The 23418-nt window shown below is 67.3% G+C and carries 20 protein-coding genes; 4 read left to right on the top strand and 16 right to left on the bottom strand.

Annotation, left to right across the window (positions count from 1 at the left end; genetic code table 11):
- Positions 1–13: 13 nt before the first annotated feature.
- The 4 genes from cydC to MRBLWO13_RS07960 form a co-directional block, all read right to left on the bottom strand.
- Entirely contained in the window at positions 14–1699 is a 1686-nt protein-coding gene (gene cydC / locus MRBLWO13_RS07975; RefSeq protein ID WP_341978325.1) for a thiol reductant ABC exporter subunit CydC, read from the bottom strand.
- A 2-nt stretch (positions 1700–1701) separates the two neighbouring features.
- Complete coding sequence (cydD, locus tag MRBLWO13_RS07970) at positions 1702–3366, bottom strand: thiol reductant ABC exporter subunit CydD (protein ID WP_341977723.1); 1665 nt, start codon at positions 3364–3366, stop codon at positions 1702–1704.
- An 88-nt stretch (positions 3367–3454) separates the two neighbouring features.
- Positions 3455–4486: a cytochrome d ubiquinol oxidase subunit II gene (gene cydB, locus MRBLWO13_RS07965; RefSeq protein WP_341977721.1), complete on the bottom strand. Its 1032-nt coding sequence runs from the start codon at positions 4484–4486 to the stop codon at positions 3455–3457.
- Positions 4487–4497: 11 nt separating this feature from the next.
- Positions 4498–5913, bottom strand: coding sequence for a cytochrome ubiquinol oxidase subunit I (locus MRBLWO13_RS07960; protein WP_341977719.1), 1416 nt, complete (start codon positions 5911–5913; stop codon positions 4498–4500).
- A gap of 109 nt (positions 5914–6022) precedes the next feature.
- On the opposite strand from MRBLWO13_RS07960, the gene radA reads away from it, so the two are divergent.
- Positions 6023–7390, top strand: coding sequence for a DNA repair protein RadA (gene radA, locus MRBLWO13_RS07955; protein WP_341977717.1), 1368 nt, complete (start codon positions 6023–6025; stop codon positions 7388–7390).
- A gap of 40 nt (positions 7391–7430) precedes the next feature.
- Here the strand turns inward: radA and MRBLWO13_RS07950 are convergent, their stop codons facing one another.
- The 11 genes from MRBLWO13_RS07950 to MRBLWO13_RS07900 all read right to left on the bottom strand — a co-directional run bounded on the left by MRBLWO13_RS07950 (position 7431) and on the right by MRBLWO13_RS07900 (position 17542).
- On the bottom strand, positions 7431–7838 hold the full coding sequence (locus tag MRBLWO13_RS07950) for a dehydrogenase (RefSeq protein WP_341977715.1): 408 nt from the start codon (positions 7836–7838) through the stop codon (positions 7431–7433).
- A gap of 229 nt (positions 7839–8067) precedes the next feature.
- Positions 8068–8715 carry a hypothetical protein gene (locus tag MRBLWO13_RS07945; protein WP_341977713.1) on the bottom strand — a complete coding sequence of 216 codons (648 nt, stop codon included), beginning with the start codon at positions 8713–8715 and terminating at the stop codon, positions 8068–8070.
- Between the two features lie 9 nt (positions 8716–8724).
- A complete protein-coding gene (locus MRBLWO13_RS07940) occupies positions 8725–9228 on the bottom strand; it encodes an amino-acid N-acetyltransferase (RefSeq protein WP_341977711.1) in 504 nt (167 codons plus the stop codon).
- A 118-nt stretch (positions 9229–9346) separates the two neighbouring features.
- The gene (locus MRBLWO13_RS07935; protein WP_341977709.1) at positions 9347–9730 is read right to left on the bottom strand and encodes a Rieske 2Fe-2S domain-containing protein; all 384 of its coding nucleotides are present in this window, start codon (positions 9728–9730) and stop codon (positions 9347–9349) included.
- Positions 9727–10041 carry a hypothetical protein gene (locus tag MRBLWO13_RS07930; RefSeq protein ID WP_341977707.1) on the bottom strand — a complete coding sequence of 105 codons (315 nt, stop codon included), beginning with the start codon at positions 10039–10041 and terminating at the stop codon, positions 9727–9729. The genes MRBLWO13_RS07935 and MRBLWO13_RS07930 overlap by 4 nt, the downstream gene beginning before the upstream one ends.
- 1 nt (position 10042) lies before the next feature.
- Positions 10043–11308, bottom strand: coding sequence for an amidohydrolase family protein (locus tag MRBLWO13_RS07925; protein ID WP_341977705.1), 1266 nt, complete (start codon positions 11306–11308; stop codon positions 10043–10045).
- A gap of 33 nt (positions 11309–11341) precedes the next feature.
- On the bottom strand, positions 11342–12499 hold the full coding sequence (locus MRBLWO13_RS07920) for an ABC transporter ATP-binding protein (RefSeq protein ID WP_341977703.1): 1158 nt from the start codon (positions 12497–12499) through the stop codon (positions 11342–11344).
- 37 nt (positions 12500–12536) lie between these two features.
- Positions 12537–13673: an extracellular solute-binding protein gene (locus MRBLWO13_RS07915; protein ID WP_341977702.1), complete on the bottom strand. Its 1137-nt coding sequence runs from the start codon at positions 13671–13673 to the stop codon at positions 12537–12539.
- 84 nt (positions 13674–13757) lie between these two features.
- A complete protein-coding gene (locus tag MRBLWO13_RS07910; RefSeq protein ID WP_341977700.1) occupies positions 13758–15521 on the bottom strand; it encodes an iron ABC transporter permease in 1764 nt (587 codons plus the stop codon).
- 185 nt (positions 15522–15706) lie between these two features.
- A complete protein-coding gene (locus MRBLWO13_RS07905; RefSeq protein WP_341977698.1) occupies positions 15707–16756 on the bottom strand; it encodes an aminotransferase class I/II-fold pyridoxal phosphate-dependent enzyme in 1050 nt (349 codons plus the stop codon).
- A 105-nt stretch (positions 16757–16861) separates the two neighbouring features.
- Positions 16862–17542: an FCD domain-containing protein gene (locus tag MRBLWO13_RS07900; RefSeq protein ID WP_341977696.1), complete on the bottom strand. Its 681-nt coding sequence runs from the start codon at positions 17540–17542 to the stop codon at positions 16862–16864.
- A gap of 159 nt (positions 17543–17701) precedes the next feature.
- On the opposite strand from MRBLWO13_RS07900, the gene MRBLWO13_RS07895 reads away from it, so the two are divergent.
- The gene (locus tag MRBLWO13_RS07895; RefSeq protein WP_341977694.1) at positions 17702–18913 is read left to right on the top strand and encodes a M20 family metallopeptidase; all 1212 of its coding nucleotides are present in this window, start codon (positions 17702–17704) and stop codon (positions 18911–18913) included.
- A 57-nt stretch (positions 18914–18970) separates the two neighbouring features.
- Here MRBLWO13_RS07895 and MRBLWO13_RS07890 read toward each other — a convergent pair whose 3' ends face one another.
- Positions 18971–20587, bottom strand: a complete 1617-nt coding sequence (locus MRBLWO13_RS07890; protein ID WP_341977692.1) for a thiamine pyrophosphate-binding protein — start codon at positions 20585–20587, stop codon at positions 18971–18973.
- 143 nt (positions 20588–20730) lie between these two features.
- On the opposite strand from MRBLWO13_RS07890, the gene MRBLWO13_RS07885 reads away from it, so the two are divergent.
- Positions 20731–21897, top strand: a complete 1167-nt coding sequence (locus MRBLWO13_RS07885) for a helix-turn-helix domain-containing protein (RefSeq protein WP_341977690.1) — start codon at positions 20731–20733, stop codon at positions 21895–21897.
- 105 nt (positions 21898–22002) lie between these two features.
- Positions 22003–23379: an aldehyde dehydrogenase family protein gene (locus MRBLWO13_RS07880; protein ID WP_341977689.1), complete on the top strand. Its 1377-nt coding sequence runs from the start codon at positions 22003–22005 to the stop codon at positions 23377–23379.
- Positions 23380–23418: the final 39 nt, after the last annotated feature.

Genomic DNA, 23418 nt, shown 5'->3' with positions numbered 1-23418 from the left:
CGAGGCCGGGCGATCAGATCGTGCGCCCCGCTTCGATGCGCACGACGCGATCCACCGTGCCCGCGGGCGGGGCGACATGCGAGATCAGCAGGACGGACTGCTCGCCGACCGCTTCCAGCAGATCGCGCAGCAGCGCGTCGGATGCCGCCGGGTCGACGCCCGCCGTCGGCTCATCGAGCACCAGCACGGGGAACCCGCGCAGCAACACTCGGGCGAGAGCGATGCGCTGCGCCTGACCTCCGGACACCAGCGCCCCGCGGTCGCCGACACGCGCGTCGAGCCCGCCGCGGTCGCGCACCCAGTCGGCGAGCCCGACCCGGTCGAGCACGGCCAGCAGCTCGTCGTCGGTGGCGGTGTCGCGCGCGAAGAGGAGGTTCTGCCGGATGTCCTCGTCGAACAACTGCGGGCTCTGCTCGCACAGTCCCACGACCGCGCGCAGCGAAGGCCCGGAGAGCGTTGCCGCATCCATGCCGCCGACGGAATACTCGCCCTCCACCCGGAGGAACCCGACCAGCGCCGCGGCGAGGGTGCTCTTCCCGGCACCGCTGGGGCCCGAGACCAGCACCCGCTCCCCCGGCTGCAGATCGAGATCGACGCCGCGCAGCCCTTCCGCCCCGCCCGGCCACGTCGCGTGCACGTTCCGCAACCGGATACTCCCCTCGACCCCACCGGCATCGACGCCCTCGTCGCCGCGCAGCTCATCGGGCATTCGCTCCGGCAGCACGTCGACCACGCGCCGAGCGCTCGCCCGGACGCTGCGCCACGAGGCCGCCGCCACCGGTGCTGCACCGAAGATCTCGAACACCACCATCGGCACCAAAACCGCAACGGCAAGCCACGGGCCGTCGATCGCTCCGGTCGACAACCCAGGAGATGCCGCGGCGAGCGCCCAGACCGAGGCAGCTCCCGCCATCGTCGACACGACGCCGGCGGCGACCGCCTGAGCGAGGGACGCCCGTGTCACCGAGGCGCGGAGTGCGGCGTCGGCGTCCTGCACACGTTCCCGCGCAGCGAACTCGGCCCCGTACGCGATCAGCACGTCCAGACTGCCGAAATAGTCCACCAGAGCCGCCGACAGCTCGGCCCTGCGCAACGAGACCCGCGTCTCGGCACGTGATCCGAGTATCCAGCCGAGACCGATGGCCGCGCCGGCGGCGACGATGAGGCACGCGGCGAGGGTCAAGGCGGCCGGCGGAGACACGAAGGCGATGAATCCGACCGCGCCGATAGCGACGACAGCGGCGACGGCCAACGGCTGCACGACCCGCAACGGCAGGTTCTGCAGATTCTCGACATCATCGACGAGAGCCGACAGCACCCGGCCACGATCGGTGCGGCCGAGCCCTGCGGGAGAAAGCGGGATCAGTCGGCGCACCATGTCGGCGCGGGTGACCGCCAACTGGCGCAACGCGGCATCGTGCCCGCTGAGCCGCTCGAGGTAGCGGGTCACGGCCCTCGAAACCGCGAAGAAGCGCACCCCCACGACCGCGATCGAAAGCGGCACGAGCGAATCCACGATCGAGGCGCTGACGATCAGCCACCCGCTCACCGCGAGCAGGCTCACGGCAGCTCCAGCCGACAGCACGCCCCAGAGGAGACCGGGAAGGAATCGGCCGAGCGGCGGCTGCGCGCCGCGGAGCACTGCCCTTTCTCTGGCCGTCACGCGGGCGGAGGGAGCACGCCTCGCATCGGATCGGATGCTCACACGCTCACCCCCAAGGCGATGACCTGATCGGCGATCGTCCGCGCGGAGCGGCGGTGCGAGACGAGCAGGATCGTGGCGCCCGCTTCCGCTCTCCTCCGCAGCGACAACCAGAGTCGCGCCTCGGTGTCGGCATCCAGAGCACTGGACGGCTCGTCGAGAACGAGCACTCTCTGCGGATCCGCCGCGTGCCGGTAGAACGCCCGAGCCACCGCGACCCGTTGCCCCTGTCCGCCCGACAGGCCGCTGCCCTGCACACCGAGCTCGGCCGCAGGGTCGAGATCATCGGCGCAGGCGTCGTCAAGGGCCGCGCGAATGCCCTCGGCATCCGCTGACGGATCTCCGAGCGCGACATTCTCGGCGATCGTGCCGCGGATGAGCCCCGGCGCCTGCCCGGCCCAGGCCAGCCAGTCGGCGGGCGCGAGGTCGCGCAGATCGCTCCCGCCAAACGTGGCCGCGCCGTCGAAGTCCGCCGCGCCACGCAGGGCAGCGAGGAGGCTCGACTTGCCGGAACCGCTCGGACCTTCGATGAGAGTGATCGTTCCCGGCTCGGCCGCGAACGAGACCGGCGGGAGGTCACGGACCCCGAGGTCGGAGATGACGAGGTCTGTTCCGCGCGTCCACAACTCCGGAGATCCGGGCCGATTCTCTCCAAGAACACGCGCTTCGGCCGTCTCCGACACAAGATCTCCGGAGTTGTGGACACGATCGGCGCGCGCCCCCGCGGCATCGAGCACCTCGAAGATCTCCTCGGTCGCCGCGACGCCCTCGGCCGCGGCGTGGAACTGCACTCCGACCTGCCGGATCGGCAGGAAGGCCTCCGGTGCGAGCAGCAGCACGAACAGCCCGACCTCGAGCGAGAGCTCACCGGACAGCAGCCGGAAACCGACCGACACGGCGATGAGCGCGACGGCCAGCGAGGACAGCAGTTCCATCGCGAAGCCGGAGAGGAACGAGAACCGCAGCACCGTCATCGTCTCGCGCCGGTACTCGTCTGCCGTGGTCTCGATCCGCTCCGCCGCTCGCTGCTCCCGGCCGAACAGACGCAAGGTCGCGAGCCCCTGCACGGTATCGGCGAAGCGCACGGCGAGCCGCTGCAGGGTCTGCCATTGCCGACGCTGCACGGTGCGGGTGGCCATCCCGATGAGGATGAGGAAGAGCGGGATGAGCGGCAGCGTGATCGCCGCGGCGAGTCCGCTCGGCCAGTCCTGCCACCACATCACCGCGAGCAGCACCGGTGTCGCGACGACGGTCAGTACGAGCTGCGGGATGTACCGCGCGAAGTAGGCGTCGAGCGCGTCCAGCCCGTGCCCGGCGGTCACGGCGAGACCGGCCTGATTCCGCTGCGCGAGCCAGCCCGGCCCCAGCCGGCCGACCGCTCGGATCAGGGCGGCGCGCAGCTGGGCACCGGTCCGCGCGGCGGCGCGCGTGCCTGCGGCATCCGAGATGGCGATCAGCGCCCCGCGCAGAACGGCCGTGAGCAGCAACCAGATGAGGGATGCGGTGACATCTCGTCCCGCGAGCGCGCCTGTGACGGCATCCGTCAGCAGCCAGGCGAACGCGATCACGACCCCGGTCTGCACCACCGCGATCAGTGCGGATGCCGCGACGAACCCGCGTACCGCCGCCGCGTATCGAAGCAACCGCGGATCGACGGGTTTCATGCGCAGCCCCTCACCCTTCCGGTCGCACTTCGTGTCCTCATCCCAGCTTCGCACCCGCACGACGTGCGACCGCACCGCGACGAGGACCTCACGCGTGCGCCGGAGCCGCCTCGATGGAGCGGCGGGTGACGCGCTTGCGGAAGATCCAGTACGTCCAGGCTTGATACGCGAGCACCAGAGGCAGGGCGACCAGCGCCGTCCAACTCATGATCTGCAGCGTGTACGGCGTGCTCGAGGCGTTCGCGATGGTGAGGCTGTTGACGGCCGGGTCGATCGTCGACGGCATCACGTACGGGAAGAGCGCGGCGAACAGCATCACGACCGCAGACAGCACGGTGACGACGCCGGCGAAGAACGCCCAGCCGTCCAGCCGGCGAAGAGAGAGCACCACCAGGCTCACCAGGAAAACCGCGGCCACGGCACCGGCAGCGATCACCATCCACAGCAACGGCGCCTCGCGCTGGGCGGCCAGCACGATCGTCCAGACGACGGTCGCAGCCGCCGCGAGGATCGTCGGAACGGCCGCCCGAGCGACCAGCCTCCGCGCATCTTCAAGCACCCGACCGTCGGTCTTCAGCGCCACGAAGCACACTCCGTGCAGGAAGAACAGCAGCAGGGTCGTGACGCCGACCAGCAGTGCGTACGGGTTCAGGAGGCCGAAGAACCCGCCGACGTAGACGTGGTCGGCGTCCAGCGGGACGCCCTGCACGATGTTGCCGAACGCCACTCCCCAGAGGAACGCCGGCACGGCCGAGCCGATCACGATCATCCGGTCGAACCGCGCCTTCCATGCGGCATCCTCGCGCTGGTGCCGGTACTCGAAGGAGACGCCGCGCAGGATCAGGGCGAGCAGGATGAGAAGCAGCGGCAGGTAGAAACCGCTGAACAACGTGGCGTACCACTCCGGGAACGAGGCGAACAGGCAGGCGCCGGCGACGATCACCCACGTCTCGTTGAGATCCCAGATCGGCCCGATGGTGTTGATGACCTGCCGGCGCGACACGTCGTCCTTGCCGAGGAACGGCAGAGACATCCCGACGCCGAAGTCGAACCCGTCGAGCACGAAGTACCCGACGAAGAGGAAGGCGACGATCCAGAACCAGAGGGTTGCGAGGTCCATGAACATTCCTCTCAGTACACGACCGACGGCAGCTGGGCCGTCTCGTCATGAGGTTGCTCGGTGGTGTCAGGGCCTTTCTGCGCGGCCCTCACGATGAGGCGGATCTCGACGACGGCGAGAGCTGCGTAGATCGCGGTGAAAGCGACCAAGGAGATGAGCACCTCGAGTCCGCTCACGCCCGGCGAGACGCCGTCCTGTGTCGTCATCAGGCTGAAGACGATCCAGGGCTGCCTGCCCATCTCGGTGAAGACCCAGCCCATGATGTTGGCGCCGAGAGCGAGCGGGAACGACCAGATCGCGAGCTTCCACATCCACGGGGCCGGCTGGCGCTTGGCGCTGCGGCGGGTGATCCAGAGCCCGACGACGGCGACGAGCGCGGCGGCCATGCCGAGGCCGATCATCCAGCGGAAGCCCCAGTAGGTGACCCAGAGCACCGGCGCGAAGTCGGTGATCCCGGTGTCGGCGAAGCGCTCGGCGTATTCGGCGTTGAGGTCGTTGATGCCGTGCACGCATCCGTCGAGGGTGTGCGTCGACAGCAGCGACAGCAGGTACGGAACACGGATGCTGAACAGCTCGGTCTTGCCGTCGGGAGTGCCGAGCGTGAACAGGCTGAACGCGGCATCCGGCCCGCAGACCGTGTTGAACGTCGCTTCCGCCGCGGCCATCTTCATGGGCTGCGTCTCGTACATGGCGAGGCCGAGCTGGTCGCCGGTGAGCGCGACTCCGGCGGTGGAGATGATCATCGCCCACAGCCCGAACTTCAGCGAGATGCGCATGGTGTCGTAGTGCTGCCCGCGGGAGAGGTGCCAGGCGGACACCGAGATCACGACGCCGGCGGCGAACATGAACGCGCCGAAGATGGTGTGCGGGAAGGCGGCGAGCGCGACCGGGTTGGTGAGGAGGGCACCGATGTCGACGAGTTCGGCACGGTTCGTCGTGGCGTTGTACTCGTAACCGACCGGATTCTGCATGAACGCATTCGCGGCGATGATGAAGTATGCGGAGAGGATGCTGCCGATCGCGACGCACCAGATCGTCGCGAGGTGCAGCTTCTGGGGAAGCTTGTCCCAGCCGAAGATCCACAGGCCGATGAAGGTCGCTTCGAAGAAGAACGCCAGGAGCCCCTCGAACGCCAGCGGGGCGCCGAAGACGTCTCCGACGAAGCGGGAGTAGTCCGACCAGTTCATGCCGAACTGGAACTCCTGCACGATGCCGGTGACCACGCCCATCGCGAAGTTGATGAGGAAGATCTTCCCGAAGAAACGAGTGAGGTGCAGGTACTCGACCTTGCCGGTGCGCACCCAGGCGGTCTGGAAGATCGCGGCCACCACGACCATGCCGATCGTCAGGGGCACGAAGAGGTAGTGGTAGACGGTGGTCAGCCCGAACTGCCATCGTGAAAGGACCAGCGGATCAAGCCATTCCATGCGCGACTCCTTCTCTCCTGCTTCCATTCTGTCGGGCCGCGACGGCCGACGTGGGCCGAAAGTCCCTCTTGCCGATAGGCATGTCGGATGCGCCCGATAGCCTGATTGCATGGCCACCCGCAAACCCGCTCCCCCTGCTTTCGTCTGCACGGAATGCGGGTGGACGACGGCGAAGTGGGTGGGTCGCTGCGGCGAGTGCCAGCAGTGGGGCACCGTGTCCGAACAGGCCGCTCCGACAGGCATCCTCCGTCGGATGACACCGCTCGCCCCGCACGCCGATCGCGCCGCTCGGCCGATCACACAGATCACCACGGAAGACGCACCGCGGCGCACGAGCGGCGTCGGTGAGTTCGACCGCGTGCTCGGTGGCGGCATCGTTCCGGGAGCCGCGATCCTGCTCAGCGGCGAGCCGGGCGTCGGCAAGTCGACGCTGCTGCTCGAAGTGGCGGCGCAGTCGGCCCGTGCGGGCCGCCGCGTGCTCTACGCGAGCGCCGAGGAGTCACCCGCTCAGGTGCGACTGCGCGCCGAACGCACCGGCGCGCTGCACGATGAGCTGTATCTCGCGAGCGAGACCGACCTCGCCACGATCCTCGGCCACATCGACGAGGTACGACCGCAGCTCGTGATCGTCGATTCCGTGCAGACCGTGTCGTCTTCACTGACCGATGGTGCGGCAGGGCAGCCCAGTCAGGTGCGAGAGGTCGCCGCCACACTCATCCGAGTCGCGAAGGAACGCAGTCTGCCGATCATCATCGTCGGTCACGTCACGAAAGACGGCCAGGTGGCCGGCCCGCGGGTGCTCGAGCATCTCGTCGACGTCGTGTGCCACTTCGAGGGCGATCGCCAGACATCGCTGCGCTTCATCCGCGCGTTGAAGAACCGCTTCGGTCCCACCGATGAGGTCGGATGCTTCGAGATGACCGGCGGCGGCATCGCCGAGGTCCCCGATCCGTCCGGGTTGTTCCTCTCGCAGGGCGCGACCGAACCGGGCACCTGCGTCGCGATCGCGTTGGAGGGCAAGCGGGCGCTGCCGGTCGAGGTTCAGGCCCTGACGATCCCGTCGTCCGCGCCCAATCCGCGCCGGGTCGTGCACGGTCTCGACGCCTCACGGGTCGCGATGGTGCTCGCGATCCTCGAGAAGCGGGCCAGCATCAAGACCAGCATGCTCGACGTCTACGTGTCGACAGTGGGCGGCGTGCGATTCACCGAGCCGGCCGCCGATCTCGCCATCGCGATCGCCGTGGCCGGATCCGTGCAGCTGAACTCCGTGCCGCGCACGGTGGCCGCGGTCGGTGAGCTGAGCCTGGCCGGTGAGATCCGCCCGGTCACGCAGGCGGCACAGCGGCGTTCCGAAGCAGCGCGGCTCGGGTACGAGCAGGTCGTCGACGACCGCTCCAAGACGCTCCGGGCTGCACTCAACGATGTGCGGGCGCGGAACACCAACCGTCGGCCCGACGGCGAGATCCCGCCGTTCTGAGGTTCCGGTCCGTGACCGAGGCCGGCCGGTCGGCTTCGACTCAGGCGTCGAGGGCCTTCAGCAGCTCGTCCGGGGCGGCCTGCATCGGATGCGGGCCCGCGATGTCGAGGAAGACCGTCGTGATCGGATGCGCAGCGAGGAACTTCCGCAGCCAGTCGGCGTCGTAGATCCCGACTCCGGGCGGCAGATTCGCCGGCTTGTTCTTCGCGTCGCTGAAGAGCAGCAGGGCGAGGTCGCCGCTGTCCGGGTTGCGATAGGTCCAGACCTCGCCGCTGTCGCGCGGGTTATCGCGCGCTCCCGGCTTGATCAGCGGGACGACGGTCGTGCCGTGGCGGAGTGCCAGTGCGACCGCGGCGATGTCCTGCTTCTCCAGCGCCTGCGCCAGCGCGTCGGAGCGGAACTCCTCGGGGGCGGGTTTCTTGGAGGCCTTCGCCTTCTTCGCTGCCATGAGTCCAGCCTAAAACGAAGAGGGCCCTCTCGAGTTCTCCAGTGGGGACTGGGGTACTCGAGAGGGCCCGGAGCTCTCGCGCGGCGGATGTCGAAGCGCTGGGGACGCTGTAGCCGACGCCACTGGGGATGGCTTACGCCGCGAATACCCGAGAGTCACCCCATGGTATCCCAAAGGCGAGGGTCTTTGGGGCACCGCGCCCCCGCACCACGCCTCGATCAGAGCGATCTCACTCGAGCAGGATCTGCTGTGTTCCCTGGCTTTCGAAGCCGCCGATCGACACGGCGACGTGATACGACGAACCGCCGCCTGGCGCTCGCGGACGATTCTCGTCCGCGCATGTCTCGACGCTGGATCGGGTGCGGTCCCAGGTGACCGGCTCCTTACTGGTGACCGTCGTTCCCGCGACCAGCGTCGCGATCATGCTGCTCGGGTTCTCCTGGCAGTCCGTGGAACGCCACCAGACGTCGTCGCCGCTGGAGACCGTGAACACCTGCATGGTCGACCCGACATCGAGCGTGCAATCGGTCTTCCCGTCGTTGGTCAGCGAGATCGACAGCTGGGGCAGGACACCTGCGGGGTAGACGTCCGCATCGGCGACGGCAGTGACCTTGATGTCCGTCGCCTTGCAGGCGACGATCGCGGGGGTCTCATCGGTCGTCGACTCCGGCGTCGGGGTTTCTCCTGCGGTCGGCGTCGTCGTCGGTGACGAACTCGTCGTCGATGACGGCGTGGGGTCTGCTCCCGGCTCAGCTCCGGCCCACGGCTGGGCGACGAAAAGCCAGACTCCGACCCCGATCGCCGCGAGGAGGACGATCAGCGCGCCGACCACCACAAGACGCCGTCGGCGATAGACGGCTGCAGACGAACGGGTCATGCGTCCAGGCTAGTTCAGCTGTTTCAGCATCCGCGTGTTGCCGAGCGTGTTCGGCTTCACATGCGCCAGGTCGAGGAACTCCTCGACGCCGGCGTCACCGCTGCGCAGCAGCTGCGAGTACACGTCGGGATCGACGACCTGTTCGCCGATCGGGGCGAAGCCGCGCCGACTGAAGAACTCGACCTCGAAGGTCAGGCAGAACAGCCGCGACAGCCCGAGGGCCTTCGCGTTCTCCTCGAGGCGATCGACGATGGAGCGCCCGACTCCGTGGTGCAGCCAGTCATCGCGGACGAGAAGCGTGCGCACCTCACCGAGGTCCTCCCAGATGACGTGCAGCGCGCCGCATCCGATCAGCACACCATCCGCTTCCGCGACGACGAATTCCTGCACCGCGCCGTAGAGGATCGCGAGATCCTTGCCCAGAAGGATGCGCTGCTCGACGAGCGGTTGCAGCAGGTTCCTGATCGCGACGATATCCGCGCTCCGCGCCGGCCGTACGATGATCTCGCTCACAGGACAAGCCTAGAACCCCGCGCCTGTGACATCCGTGAGGCAGCGTCTGAATCGGAACGGGAACGACGGAGGGGCGGATGCTGTTCGCATCCGCCCCTCCGATGACCACGTCGCCACCTCAGAGCGTGACCACGACCTCGTTGCCGTCGACCCGGACCGGGATCGGACGCAGGCCGACACTCGCATCCGCCGGATGCTTGCCGGTGAGCACGTCGAACTCGAAGCCGTGCCACGGGCAGACGATGTTGCGGTCGGTCGGGTGAAAGCCCGGACCGCCGCTCTTGAGGTCCTCGCGGACGAGCTGGACGGTGCGCGGCATGATCTTGCCCTGGCAGACGGGGCCGCCCTGATGCGGGCAGACGTTGTACCAGGCGCGCACCTGATCGGCGTAGAAGTAGAGTCCGAGCTCGGTGCCGTCCACATCGACGACGATGCGCTCGCGCTCCTTCAGGTCGTCGAGTCGAGCGACGACGACGTCACGGCGAACGACCCGGGCGCTCATTCGGCCCTCCGGTACCAGATCGCCATGTCGAAGAGGTTGACATCGGCGGCGTCGAGCAACGCGGTCACGAGGACCACGGTCTCGGTGGCGTTGAGGGCGTCCGCGCGGATCGGCCAGGAGATCTTGCCGACCCGATCGGTCTTCGCCGAGAACAACCGCGCAGCGGCGTAGAGCACGTCGGCGATCTGCTCGTCGGAGACCTCGGCGCCCAGTTTCTCCTCGGCGATCTGCGCGGTGACCTCACCCAGGCGGGCGATGAGGACACCGAGTTCTTCGATGGCGGACGTGGTGGTGGTGCTGTCAGTAGTCATGTCACGAGATCCCTGGTCGGTCCTGGAGCACCTGCTCCGCTGGAGGCTTCTGTCGGTCGGTGGGGAGATTGAACACCCGCGCGGCGTTCAACCCGAGGATGTTCCGTTTTGCCTGCTCGGAGAGGAACGGAAGCCGCGTGATCGTCGACGGCGCGTCCCAATCCCAGTGCGGCCAGTCCGAGGAGTACAGCAACTGCGTCTCGGCGTTGAACGACTTCATGGTCGCCTCGAGCAGCTCCATGTTGGTCCGCTCCATCGGCTGCGTCGTGTACCACATCTCCTTCATGTACTCGCTCGGCAGTCGCTTCAGACCCGGCGCCTCGCTCGGTCGCATGAGCACCTCGTGATCGAGACGCTGCATGAGGAACGGGATCCAGGCCAGCCCGCTCTCGACCCACACCATCTTGATCTTCGGGAAGCGCTCGGGCATCGCGTTGATGATCCAGTTCGTCACGTGAATCTGGTTGTAGTGCGTGAACGAGAGCGCGTGCATCGAGAGGAAGCGGTTCAGCTGTGCGAACGAAGGGTCGCCCCAGTGGTATCCCGAGTGGAACGCGAGCGGCTTGCCGCTGTCTTCGATGAGCTTGTAGAGGCGGGTGTACACATCGGAGTGCACGGGGTTGTTGCGCGTGGAGCACACCGTGTATCCGATGATGCCGTCGTTGTCCGCGTACTTCTCGACGAGTTCCTCGCAGACCTCGGGGGTGTTGCACGGGAGGTACAGCATGCCCTTGAGGCGAGGATTCGGCGGCAGGATCACCTCGGTCAACCAGCGGTTGAAGGCCCGGCCGAGCACGACCTCGACCTCGTCCTGCGGGTGCATTCCGAGAAGGAGCATCGCACTGGGGAACACGACCTGGAAGTCGAGCCCCATCGCATCCATCCCCCGGCGGGCGGCGGTCACGAAGGGATGCCCCTCTTCGCCTTCGATCGGCTCCTTGCGACCCTGGTGCCCGATACGCCCGCCGACGCTCTGGTGCGACATCCCCGGCTGGATGTTCAGCAGGGCGTTGTTGCCGGCGAACTTCCCGAACTGGTCCATGCCGATCTGGCGCCAGACGTCATTGTCGATGAGGTCGAGCACCTCACCCCAGAAGTGGTCCTCCGAGACGTGGGCATCGATGTCGACGATGAAGTAGTCGTCGTAGTCGTCCCTCGCCTGCTTCGTCGCATGGGCGAGGACATCTCGGGTGTCGGAGCGTCCGCCGATCTCGGCGAGCTCGCGGACGCGCGGTGCGTCGGATCGGGGGGTGGGGAGATCACTCATTTGTCATTCTTCCTCTCTGAAGTCGTGGCCGCGTCAGCGCGGAGAGACGATCGCGTTCGTCTGGATGGTGAGGTAGGCGTCTTCGGATTCCTGCCGAGTGATCACGACAGCGCGGGCAGGGTTGACGGCGAGTTCGAGCTCATCGCCCGCCTTCGGCACGTCGTCGATGCTCAAGTCCGATGTCTCGACCCGCACGCGAAGAGGCAGTCCATCGGCGCGGACGAGCAGGTTCACGGCACTGCCGAGGTAGGTCGTGCGCTCGACGGTGCCGGAGAATCGGCCCGCGCCCGACGTCGAGGTGACGGCATCCGTCCGCACGTGCGCCGCCCGGAAGGCGACGTCGGCGCGCTCGCCGACGGCGACGTCCGTCGTCGCGGTTCCGGCGATCACCAGGGAGGTGCCGTCGACCCGGATGTCGGCGATTCCCCGGTTCACGGCGACGACCGTGCCGGGGAGGATGTTCTGGAACCCCATGAAGTCGGCGACGTAGGCCGACTGCGGTCGATCGTAGAGTTCGGCGGGCGCGCCGTCCTGCACGATCTCCCCCTCGCTCATCACGATGATCCGGTCGGAGAGCGTGATCGCCTCCTCCTGATCGTGCGTGACGTACACCGAGGTGGTCTCGAACTGGTTGTGCAGCGCACGCACCTGCTGACCCATCTGGTAGCGCAGCTTCGAGTCGAGGTTCGAGAGCGGCTCGTCGTAGAAGATGATGCCCGGCCGGGCGGCCAGCGCTCGCGCCAGTGCGACGCGTTGCTGCTGACCGCCCGACAGTGCGGTGACGGGGCGTTTCTCGAAATCGGCGAGCCCGACGGCGACCAGCATCTCGCGCACGCGCTTCTGCCGATCCTGGCTGCCGATCTTGGCCACCTTGAGCGGATACGCGACGTTCTCCGCCACGCTCAGATGCGGCCACAGCGCATAACTCTGGAACACCATGCCGACCTGTCGCTTGTCGGCCGGCACGAAGGTGCGCCGGTCCGTGTCCACGACGATGCGGTCACCCATGGTGATCCGGCCCGTGGTCGGACGCTCCAAGCCGGCCAGGCAACGCAGCGTCGTCGTCTTCCCGCAGCCCGAGGGGCCGAGGAGGGTGACGAACTCGCCCGAGTCGATCGTGAGATCGAGCCCGTGCAGAGCCGGCTTATTGCCGTACTTCTTGGTGAGTCCGGAAACCAGGACCTCAGTCATGCTGATATCTGCTCTCTGTGTCGTCCCGCTGGGTGTGCTACTGGGCGTTCGGGTTCTTGAACGTCTTCTCGATGAAGTCGAAGAAGGGCTGGTTGAACGCGGCATCCGGGTTGGCGAACGGGAGCTTGTCGATCTGGTCGAGCGAGGCCATCCCCTCCGGTCCCGGTGCCGTCGGCGTGTTGCCGTAGGAGAGGTCCTTCTCCGCGATCGCCTGCTGGCCCTCTTCGGTGAAGATCCAGTTCACGAACAGCTCTGTCGCGTCGGCCGCCGGGCCGTCCTGCGCGACGCACATGCTGGACCGGCTGAGGAAGTTGCCTCCTCCTTCGAGCGGGAAGACGAACTCGACGTTCGCGCCCTTCTCCTTCTGCAGCAGGTAGTAGCCGTAGAAGACTCCCGCCCCGACGGGGAACCGCCCACTGGCGACCTCGGCGGCGACGTTGCGCTCCGGGTCGACGTACTGCACGTCCTGCGCGGCGAAGTCCTCGACGAACGACTCGCCGAACTTCTCCTGCTGGCCATCGGGCCGCAGCATTCCGGTGAAGATGTGCCGCAGCGCACCGGCGTTCGGGTCGCCCATCGCGACCTTGCCCTTCCACTCCGAATCGAGCAGGTCGTTCCAGCCCTTCGGCGCTTCATCGGCGCTGACCTCGTCGGTGTTGTAGACGAAGCCGAACATCCGGTACGCGAAGTAGATCAGGCGATCTTCCTCTGCCGTCGGAGGCTCCCAGCCCTCCGGGCCGGTGACGACGTCGACGGGCGTGCAGATGTCCGCTTCACGGGCGGCCTGGATCGAGTCGCCGCCCCACCAGAGGTCGCCGACACGCTGACCGGTTGCCGCCTCGGTCTGCATCGTCGTGAGGATCTGCGCGTCGGCCATGTCCTTGAGGGTCACGGAGAGGCCGGGGAAACGCTCGGTGAAGACCTCGAGGAGCGCTTCGGAGGTGCTTGCCGACGGACCGTAGAAGACGATGTCCGTGCTGCCGGAGTCGACGGCGGCCTGGTACAGCTCGTTGAGCTTCTCCGACGCCTTCGGCGTCGCTCCGGGGATCTCGATGCCCTTCGAGCCGCCGTCGGTCTTCGGTTCCGGCGCGGCCGAAGAACAGCCGGCGAGCGCGGCGAGCGCGCTGATCGCAACGGCGGCGGTCGCGAGGCGGATTGCGGAATTGAACTTCATTATTCTTCTCCTTGGTCATAGTGGGATTGCAGTGGTGCGCAGGTGTTCGTCGGGTTACGGAGGGGGCCTGTGCGCCGAAGGGGGTCAGGATGCTATGTGGGTGAGGGAGGTACGGGAGCGGCCCGCTCTGGCCTGAAGTGTCGAGACGACCTTCAGGCAGACCGCACCGACGATGACGACGACAGTCGCCGCGAGCAGGATGATCATGAACAGCGCGGCACCGGTACTCATCTCGCCGGAGAGGAACAGCTCGTAGGCCGCCATCGCCACCGGTGTGACCTTGGGTGGTGCGAGCAGAAGCGGAACGGCCAGGTTCCCGACGATGAACAGGGCGGCGAGGAACCACCCGGCGAAGAAGCTCGGAAGCACGAGCCTCAGCACGATGCTGACCAGCACGCGCAGGCGATTCGCCCCGGAGATCGCGCCGGCTTCTTCGAGCTCGGGCGAGAGCTGAGCGAGCGCTCCCTCGGCGATGCGACTGGACACCGGGATGGTGGCCACCACGAGCACGATCGTCATCAGGGTCGCAGTTCCGTAGAGCGGCCGGAACGCCGGCACGTACAGGATGGCGAACATGTACGCCAGGGCGAGCACGAGTCCGGGGAGCGCCCAGGGAATCCACACGGCGAACGATGTGTACGACTTGAGGAATCCGCCGCGGCGGGCGACGACGTACGTCGTCAGCAGCGCGACCGCCATGGACCCGAACCCGCCGAGGATGGCCAGTTGGGCTGTCGTCACCAGCGTCCCGCTGAGCTTGGGGTCGGCCAGGATCGCCGCATAATTGTCGAGTGACAGCCCGAGGCTCATCACCCCGTAGATCTTCTGCATGCTGCCGATGATCATCGCGATCAGCGGCAGGATCAGGTTCAGGAGCATGAAGATCGCGATCAGCACGGCGAAGACCCAGCGGACCGGGCCGAGCTCTTGCGGCTCGCGCCTCGAGGTCTTCCCGGTCAGCGTGGTGAAGCTCCGCCCGCGCAGCATCGCCCGCTGCAGCAGGAAGAGAATCAGGACGAGGACGATCAGGATGAGGGCGAGGGCGAAGGCGCGGGTGTATTCGGCGGGGACCGAGTCCCGGATGTAGCGGTAGATCTGCGTGGAGAACACATAGATGCCGGCCTGACGCCCGATCATCTGCGGGCTGTCGAACGCCTGGAACACCAGCACCGCGATGAGCAGGGCAGCACCCGTGATCGCCGGCCCCACCGACGGCAGAGTGATCGTGAAGAACGTGCGCAGTGTGCTGGCGCCGCTGATCGCGGCCGCCTCGTCGAGCGACTGGTCACGGTTCTTGAAGGCGCCGAGCATGAGCAGATACGCGAACGGCATGTAGCCGAGCGAGAGCAGCATGATCAGTCCCGGCCAGGACTGGATATTGATGAAGCCTTCCGGGAGGCCGATCATCTGACCGAGCTGATTGAGCAGTCCGTTCTGCTTGTTCCCGAGCATCAGCCATCCCATGGTGTGGAACAGCGGTGGGATGAAGAGGTTGATCACCATGAGCGGCGTCAGCCACTTGCGCCCGGGGACATTGGTGTTGGCACCGACCCAGGCGAACATCGCTCCACCGGCGACGGCGATCGTGCCGCAGACGACGACCAGGATCGTCGAGTGCAGAAGTGTGTCCCAGGTCATCTCCGAGGCGAATGCGTTGATGAAGCCCTGGAGGGTGAAGGGCGCATCCGACGTGGGAAGACCGTCCCGGAAGGTGCCGATGATGATCATCGACACGGGGTAGATGAACACGAGTGCCAGCACGGCGACGAACACGGCCCAGAGGCCGCGGCTCGTGATGGAGCGTCGCAGCGATGCCCGCCGATCGCGCTCGAAATCCGTCGCAGTCACTGCCAATCCCTTCACGCAAGCTGTCTGGGTGTTCGACGCGGGCCGTTCGGGTACGAACCGCATCGTTCGTGATGTCTGTCAGCGTACGAACCGAAGTGCTGACGCTTCATCGGTGCCGACTCTGAAGTCCTTCTCCGAGCATCCGACACAGTGTCGGATGCTCGGGCGGATGCTGTGTCGGATGCTCAGAGAAGGGCGGACAGTGCCGCGTCGTTCTCGGCGGGAAGCCCCACAGTGACGCGGACCCCTCCCGCATGCGGGAACGGGCGGGCGAGCACACCGTGTTGTTCGAATCGGGCGAGCATCGCGGGAGCGTCGCCGTGCAGGAAGAGGAAGTTCGACTGGCTCGGCAAGAACGAGACGCCGGCGGCGCGGAGCGCTTCTTCCATGCGGGTGCGCTCTGTGACGATCGTCGCGATCCGCCCCGCGGCGACGGACTGCCCCTCCGGGCTGAAAGCCGCGATCACCGCGGCCTCTGCGACGCTGTTCAGAGCGAAGCCGACGGACGTCCGCCGCAGCGCCTCTGCCGTGCGTGGCGTCGTCGCCGCGTATCCGGCACGCACCCCGGCGAGGCCGTGGGACTTCGAGAGGGTGCGAAGGATGACGAGGTTGGCGAACTCGTCGAGGAGAGCGATCGTCGCGTCCACGGGTTCGTCGGTCACGAATTCGCGGTAGGCCTCGTCGAGAACGACCAGGACGTTCGAGGGAATCTCACGCAGGAAGGCCCGGATGCCGTCGACTCCGACCAGGCCGCCAGTGGGATTGTTCGGGTTGCACAGGTAGACGATCCGCGTCTCCGACGTGATGGCCGCAGCCATTCGCGGCAGATCCATCGCTCCGTCTTCGGCGAGATCGACCGCGGTGCTCTGGGCACCGGCGAGCGCGAGCGCGGCCGGATACGCCTCGAAAGAGGGCCAGCAGTAGACCCCGTGCACGCCGGACTCGCAGACGAGGCGCGCGAGACCGTGCAGCAACGAGCCGGAACCGTTGTCGATGGCGATCCGCCCGACGTCGAGGCCGAGCGAAGCGGCGATGGCCGCGCGCGCCTGGGTCCGGTGATAGTCGGGGTATCGATGCGTGGAGCGAGCGGCCTTCTCCATCGCCTCGACGATCACACCTGCGGGCTCCCACGGCATCTCGTTCTGGGAGAGACGGATGGGGGGCGGATTGTCTCTGCCAGGTCGATTCGGGGTCGCGAGCATCGTGTCGACCACACTGCGGAATTCAAGCGTCATGAGGTTCCTCCTCGGGCGAAGGCTATTGTTAATAATGAATATGATCATTATTCATCGAAGGCGCTCCTGTCAACCCGAAACACCGAAGCGGAGGCCGCCGGGGGCTCAGGAAAGGACAGCCGCCATCGAGGACCCGCGGTGACGCTCGACAGCCGACGCGGCCAGCACATGGTCGCGGCGGACCACGGCGGCGGCGAAATCGAGGTGGGTCTGCAGGCGCTCAGGGGTGCTCGGCGCGGTCGCCCCATCGAGTTCCTCGACGGTGATGTAGTCGACCAGGTTCGTGTACAGACTGCGCAGTAGTTCGTTCGGCGTGATGCGTGCGATTCGCGCATGCAGCGCCCAGATCGCGGCCGGGCCCTCGGGCGTTCCCCAGACCGATTCGACGAGTTGCCCCGAACGACGGACGTCGGCGATATCCGCATCGTTCGCGAACTCGATCGCGTCGTGCAGCACGGTTCCATCGAGCGCATCGAGTACCCGAAGGCAGTTGGTGACTGTCGCCGTTCCCTCACGCAGGCTCAGCAGTTGGTCGCTCAGCTGCGTGAACGGCGAACGATCGGCGACGAAGATCCCTCCACCAGGGCCGGGCTTGGCGTCGACGATCCCCCGTGAGCGCAGGAGCTGGATGGCTTCGCCGAGCGTGGCCGGCGCGACGCTGAAACGGGCGGCCAATTCCTGCCGACGCCCGATGAAGTGCCCCGACTTCCAGCCCTCGGCCGTGATCTCCGCCTCCAGCGCCCGAGCAACCTGAACGGCGACAGCGGCGTTCGTGATCGGCGCCATGGTTCTTCCCTTCGATTCCTGCAACGACGCACCACCCAGGGTCCGCGTGCCTCTCACATTAGACATAGATCGTGAGTTCAGCGCCCTTCGCCTATTGATTATATTGATATATGTTAATCGGTCGAATGTCGACGCAGATCCGTCATGAGGGAGTATCGAATGCCCGAAACCCGCCTTCGCGCCGACGCCGCCGCGCTGATGCCGGAGCTCAGAGATCTCCGGCGCATCCTGCACCGACGGCCGGAAACGGGCTTCGCACTCCCCCGCACCCGCGCTGTCGTCGTTGCAGCCCTGGACGGGCTCGGCCTGCAGATCACCACCGGGCCCGATGATTTCACGTCGGTCGTGGCCGTGCTGCACGGATCGCTTCCCGGCCCGTCGGTGCTGATCCGCGCCGACATGGATGCGCTCCGGATCGACGAGTGCACCGGGCTCCCGTTCGCCTCCGAGGTCCCGGGAGCGATGCATGCGTGCGGCCACGACCTCCACACGGCGGCGCTGGTCGGAGCGGCACGGCTGCTCAGCGCGAGACGGGACGAGATCCGCGGGTCCGTGGTCTTCATGTTCGAACCGGGCGAAGAGGCCGGCGGCGGCGCGCGGCGCATGATCGACGATGGCGTGCTCACGGCCGGAGGCACGCGCGTCACTGCGGCCTACGGCATTCACGTCCTGCCCGGCGTGAGCGGCGTCTTCTCCACCCGACGAGGCGCCTTGATGGCCGGCGCGAACACCCTCACCGTCCGCGTGATCGGACGAGGCGGCCACGGATCACGGCCGCACCAGGCCGTCGATCCGGTACCGGCCGCCGCGGAGATCGTGCTGGCCCTGCACGCGTTCGCGACGCGCCGCTTCTCCCCGTTCGACCCGGTGACGCTCTCGGTGACGAAGATGCGGGCCAGTGACGTCGTCAACGTCATCCCCGACGAAGCGAGCCTCGGCGTCACGATCCGCACCCTCTCGACGCGAAGTGTGGACGTGCTCGCCGACGAGCTCCCCGTGCTCGTCGAGGGCATCGCCGCCGCACACGGATGCCGCGGAGAGGCGGAGTTCCGCGCCGTATATCCGGTGACCGTCAACGACCCGACGGCGGCGACCTACGCCCTCACCGTTCTCGGCGACCTCTTCGGCCCGGCGCGCGTGGAAGAACTGGAGCATCCGGCGATGGCATCGGAGGACTTCTCGTACGTGCTGAACGAGGTGCCCGGCGCGTTCATCTTTCTCGGCGCGACACCGGAGGGCACCGACCCCGCAACCGCCGAGATGAATCATTCGCCGCGCGCGATCTTCGACGACGGCGTTCTCGGCGAGCAGTCCGCCGCCCTCGCCGCGCTGGCGCTGAGCCACCTCGGTGCATCCGCGGACCGCGACTGAGGCCGAAGAGCGCGCCCGACCTTGACAGGTTGAACGCGCCCTTCTCCGGACGGGCCGCTAGTGCTTCTTCGGCTCGTGGATGAACGGCCAGGGCGACGGGAAGACGTCGACCGGCACCTTGATGATGGCCGGCTGGCGGGCCGCGATCGCGGCGGCGATGCCGCGCTGCACGGCATCCGCATCGTCGGCGAGGGTGAAGTCGATGCCGAAGGCCTGTGCCAGCAGCTCGAAATCCGGGTTCGTGAGATCGGATCCGATGAATCGTCCTCCGTAGGTGTCTCGCTGGATGCGCCACACGTTTCCGAACCGGTTGTCCTCGAACAGCACCGTGATGAGCGGGATGCCGTATTTCTTCGCCGTGGCGAACTCCTGCAGCGACCAGCCGATGCCACCGTCGCCGGTGACCACGACGACCGGGCGGTCTCCGGCGCCGACGGCGGCGCCGAGTGCGGTCGGCATCGCATAGCCGAGCGTGCCCTGGTAGCCGGGCCAGACGTAGGATCGCGGCGCCTGCACCGGGTAGCCGTAGGTGGAGACGTACCCGATCTGGGTGAGCTCGTTGACGAAGATCCCGTCGGCGGGAAGCGACGCGCGGATGGCGTCGACGAACGCCATCTGCGGAGCGACCTGAGCGCGCACCCGCGCGTCACCGTCTTCGCGGAGGCGACGCAGCTCCGCCCCCCAGCCCTCCTGCCGCCGCACACGGGCGACGAGCGCCTCCAGGACGGCGGTGGCGTCTGCATTCACAGCGATATCGGGACGACGAGGTGCAGTCAGATCGGCCGGGTCGACGTTCACCAGCGCGAGCCGCGCCTCACCGATGTTCAGTTGCTGACCGAAAGGCGTCAGGAAGCGGCTGCCGAAGGACACCACGGCATCTGCCGTCTCCCGCAGTTCCCACAGGGAGTACGCCGAGAGCGCGTGCGGGTCGCGGGCGTCGATCGCGCCTCGCCCGTTCTCACTCATGACGACCGGCGCGTCGAGCAGGTCCGCGAGGCGAGCGAGCATATCGAAAGCCCGCTGCCCCTTGACGCCGCCGCCGACGTGGATCACCGGACGGGAGCTGGCGGCGAGGAGCTGGGCGATCTCCGCAACCTTGTCTTCGGGCGCGACCGGAGCGTCGACGGCGAAGGGCGTGCCGACCTCGAGGTCGGCGACGGCGTGCAGGATGTCCGGCCCGAGTTCGAGCGCGACGGGCCGGGGGCGGCCGGTTCGCATCTGGCGGAACCCCTCGTGCACCAGGTCGGGGATCTCTTCGACACGGGTCGGCCTGGCCGTCCACTTCGTGAGTCCCTGGATCGTTTCGGTCTGCTTCGGAATCTCGTGGAGCGCACCGAGACCCGCTCCGACGAGCGTGCTCGGGATGGTCCCCGCGAGGAGCATGACCTGCGACGAGCAGGCGTATGCCGTCGCCATACCGGCACCCGCATTCAGCACGCCGGGGCCGGGAACGACCATCGCGACACCGGGCTTGCCGGTGACCCGGTGATACCCGTCTGCCATGTAGGTGGTGCTCTGCTCGTGTCGCGGCACCATCAGGTGCACCTCATCCTGACGCCGATACATGCCGTCGGTCAGCCCATCGAGCTGCACGCCGGGGATGCCGAAGACTGTCTCGACCCCCTCGCTGATCAGAGCCTGGGTGAGCGCGTCGCCGCCTGTCATCTTTGCCATACTGGCCGCCTCTCTAGAAATTGACTATATTGAATATAGGTCGAACTTCATGGCGGTCACAACTCCGTCGTGAACATGTCCGCCGCAACTCGAGCGTTTGGCGGATATGAAGGCACTCGTGGGTGAGCACAGAGAGGTGAGCGATGAATCTCGAGGGACATGTCCAGGCGTACGCCGACCGATTGAGTCGGCCGATCATCGTCTTCGACGTCGATTTCAACGTGATCGCGTTCAGCATCCACGACCGAGATGTCGACCACGCGAGACTCGCGATCATCCTGTCCCACAAGGGTTCCTCGCGAGCGCGCGAGTCGATCAAGGAGTACCGGGTCGGGCATGCAGACGGCCCTGTGCGCATCCCGCCTCTGGACGGCGGGCAGACCCGGCACGTCGCACCTGTGCGCCATGAAGGGCACCTCGTCGGCTACGTCTCCTCGACGATCCCGGAAGACACCCCCGACGAGCACCTCATCGAGGATGACGCGATCCGGGAGTCTCGTGCGCAGATCGGCGTCATCCTCGCCGCCATGGCGCTCGGCAACCGCGAAGACGAGGATCGTGCCCTTCGTCTGATCACCGCTCTCCTGGACGGCGATCGCGATCAGCGCACTCGAGCCGCCGACGAGCTCCTGACCGGCGGGCTCGTCTCCCCGGTGCCCCACTACAGCGTGATCACGCTGGCGGCGCCGTCCGGGTTCGACCCGAGTTCTGCGGCGCTGCGTCTCGTCATCGATCGCGCGCTCTCGGCCATCCCGGTGTTCCCCGCTCTCAAGGCCGTCGGCACCGTCGTCGACGGCGAGGCCGTGCTGGTCGTCCCGTACGAGATCGATCGCGACCGACTCGTCGGTCTGCTCGACCTCCCCGCCTTCGCGTCGCTGCGAGCAGGCATCGGCGGGGCGCACGCTCCCCTCGCGGACGCCTACCGCTCACGGAGAGAAGCGCGCATCGCCGCACGAGGTGCCGCGATCGACCCGACCAGGGATCGCGTCGTGCACTGGGAGGACCTGGGTCTTGACCGCATGCTCCTGCAGCTGCCGCTCGAGACGTTGACCCGATCCGACCTCCCCGGCTCCGTGCAGCGGCTGCTCGAAGCCCAATCCGGCCCGGATCTGGCGCACACGCTCGAGGCGTACCTCGATTGCGGATGCGATGCACAGCGCACCGCTCTGGAGCTTCACGTCCACCGGAGCACTCTCTACTACCGACTCGATCGAGTGCGAGCGATCACCGATGTCGACCTGTCTGACGGCCTCATCCGGCGCGAACTGCACACCGGCCTGCGCGTCGCGACACTCGCGGGGCTTCGCTGAGCTGCGAGCCGCCGCCCATGGCTTCCCCTGACAACTGAATATCCGGAATCGACTCCGAGGCCGTTCGGGCTCGCCCGATCTGCCTCCTCAGCGGAAGGACCCGCAATGAACGAACTCCTGGCCACGGTCTCCCTGGATGCCGACAGCGGTCGGCCGATCCTCGACGCGGCGACCAGGGCGGTCATCGGTCACGCACCGGTGCAGACCGTCGCCGACCTCGAGGTGGCCGTCGCCGAGGCATCCGCTGCCCAACCCGCGTGGGCGGCTCTCGGGCACGCGGAGCGCGCCCGCCTGATGCGTCTCGTCGCCGATGACATCGATGCACACGCGGAAGAACTCGGCGAGATCATCACCCAGGAGCAGGGCAAGGTCGCCGGAGCCGGCGAGGCTCACGGCGCGGCGCACTGGCTGCGCGGAGCCGCTGACACGATCCTCGAACCGCAGAAGCTCGCCGAGGGCTCGGAGCTGCACTACGTCCCGCTCGGTGTCGTCGCCTCCATCGGCCCATGGAACTTCCCGGTGATGATCGCGGTCTGGCATATCGCTCCTGCTCTCCGGATGGGCAACACGGTGGTGATCAAGCCCTCCGAGAACACTCCGCTCAGCGTTCTCGCGCTCATCGAGATCTTCCGCCGGCACCTCCCCTCGAGCGTGGTCACTGCGGTGTCCGGCGACCGCGAGGTGGGTGCCGCCCTCGCTGCGCACCCCGACATCGCGAAGATCGTGTTCACCGGATCGACGGCCACCGGCCGACGGATCGTGGAGAGCTCATCGGCGAACCTCGCCCGCCTCACTCTCGAACTCGGCGGCAACGATGCGGGCATCGTGCTCCCCGGGACCGACGTCGAAACCGTCGCCGACAAGCTGTTCTGGGGCGCCTTCATGAACACCGGGCAGGTGTGCGCCGCCCTGAAGAGGCTGTATGTGCACGACTCGGTGTACGAGGAGACGGTGGCAGCCCTCGCCGCGCGAGCGGAAGCAGCACCGCTGGGCTCTGGTCACGACAAGACGAATCGCCTCGGCCCGGTGCAGAACCCGGCTCAGTTCGACATCGTCGCGCGTCTCGTCGATGACGCCAGGACCCGCGGAGCCCGCATCGTCACCGGTGGAGAACCGGCGGCAGACCTCGGACCGCTCTTCTACCGACCCACGATCATCGCCGACGTCGAAGACGACGCCGCGGTCGTCTACGAAGAGCAGTTCGGCCCGGTACTGCCGGTCATCCGCTACTTCGACGTCGACGATGCGGTGCGCCGCGCCAACGGCACGGAGCAGGGACTCGGCGCGTCGGTCTGGGGCGCCGACACGGATGCTGCGACAGATATCGCACAGCGCCTCGATGCCGGCACGGTGTGGATCAACCAGCACGGCGGCGTCGACCCGCAGGTGCCGTTCGGCGGCACGAAGGCGTCGGGGTACGGTCTGGAGTTCGGCGTCGAAGGGCTGAAGGCGATGGCGGCCACCAAGGTCATCCGGTTCTGAACGCAGAAGGGGGCCGGTCGCATCTCGCGACCGGCCCCC

Origin of the sequence: Microbacterium sp. LWO13-1.2 (assembly GCF_038397725.1) — a bacterium.
Taxonomy (GTDB): domain Bacteria; phylum Actinomycetota; class Actinomycetes; order Actinomycetales; family Microbacteriaceae; genus Microbacterium.
Note: the sequence above shows the minus strand (reverse complement) of the source record. Positions and strands in the feature narration are given on the sequence as shown.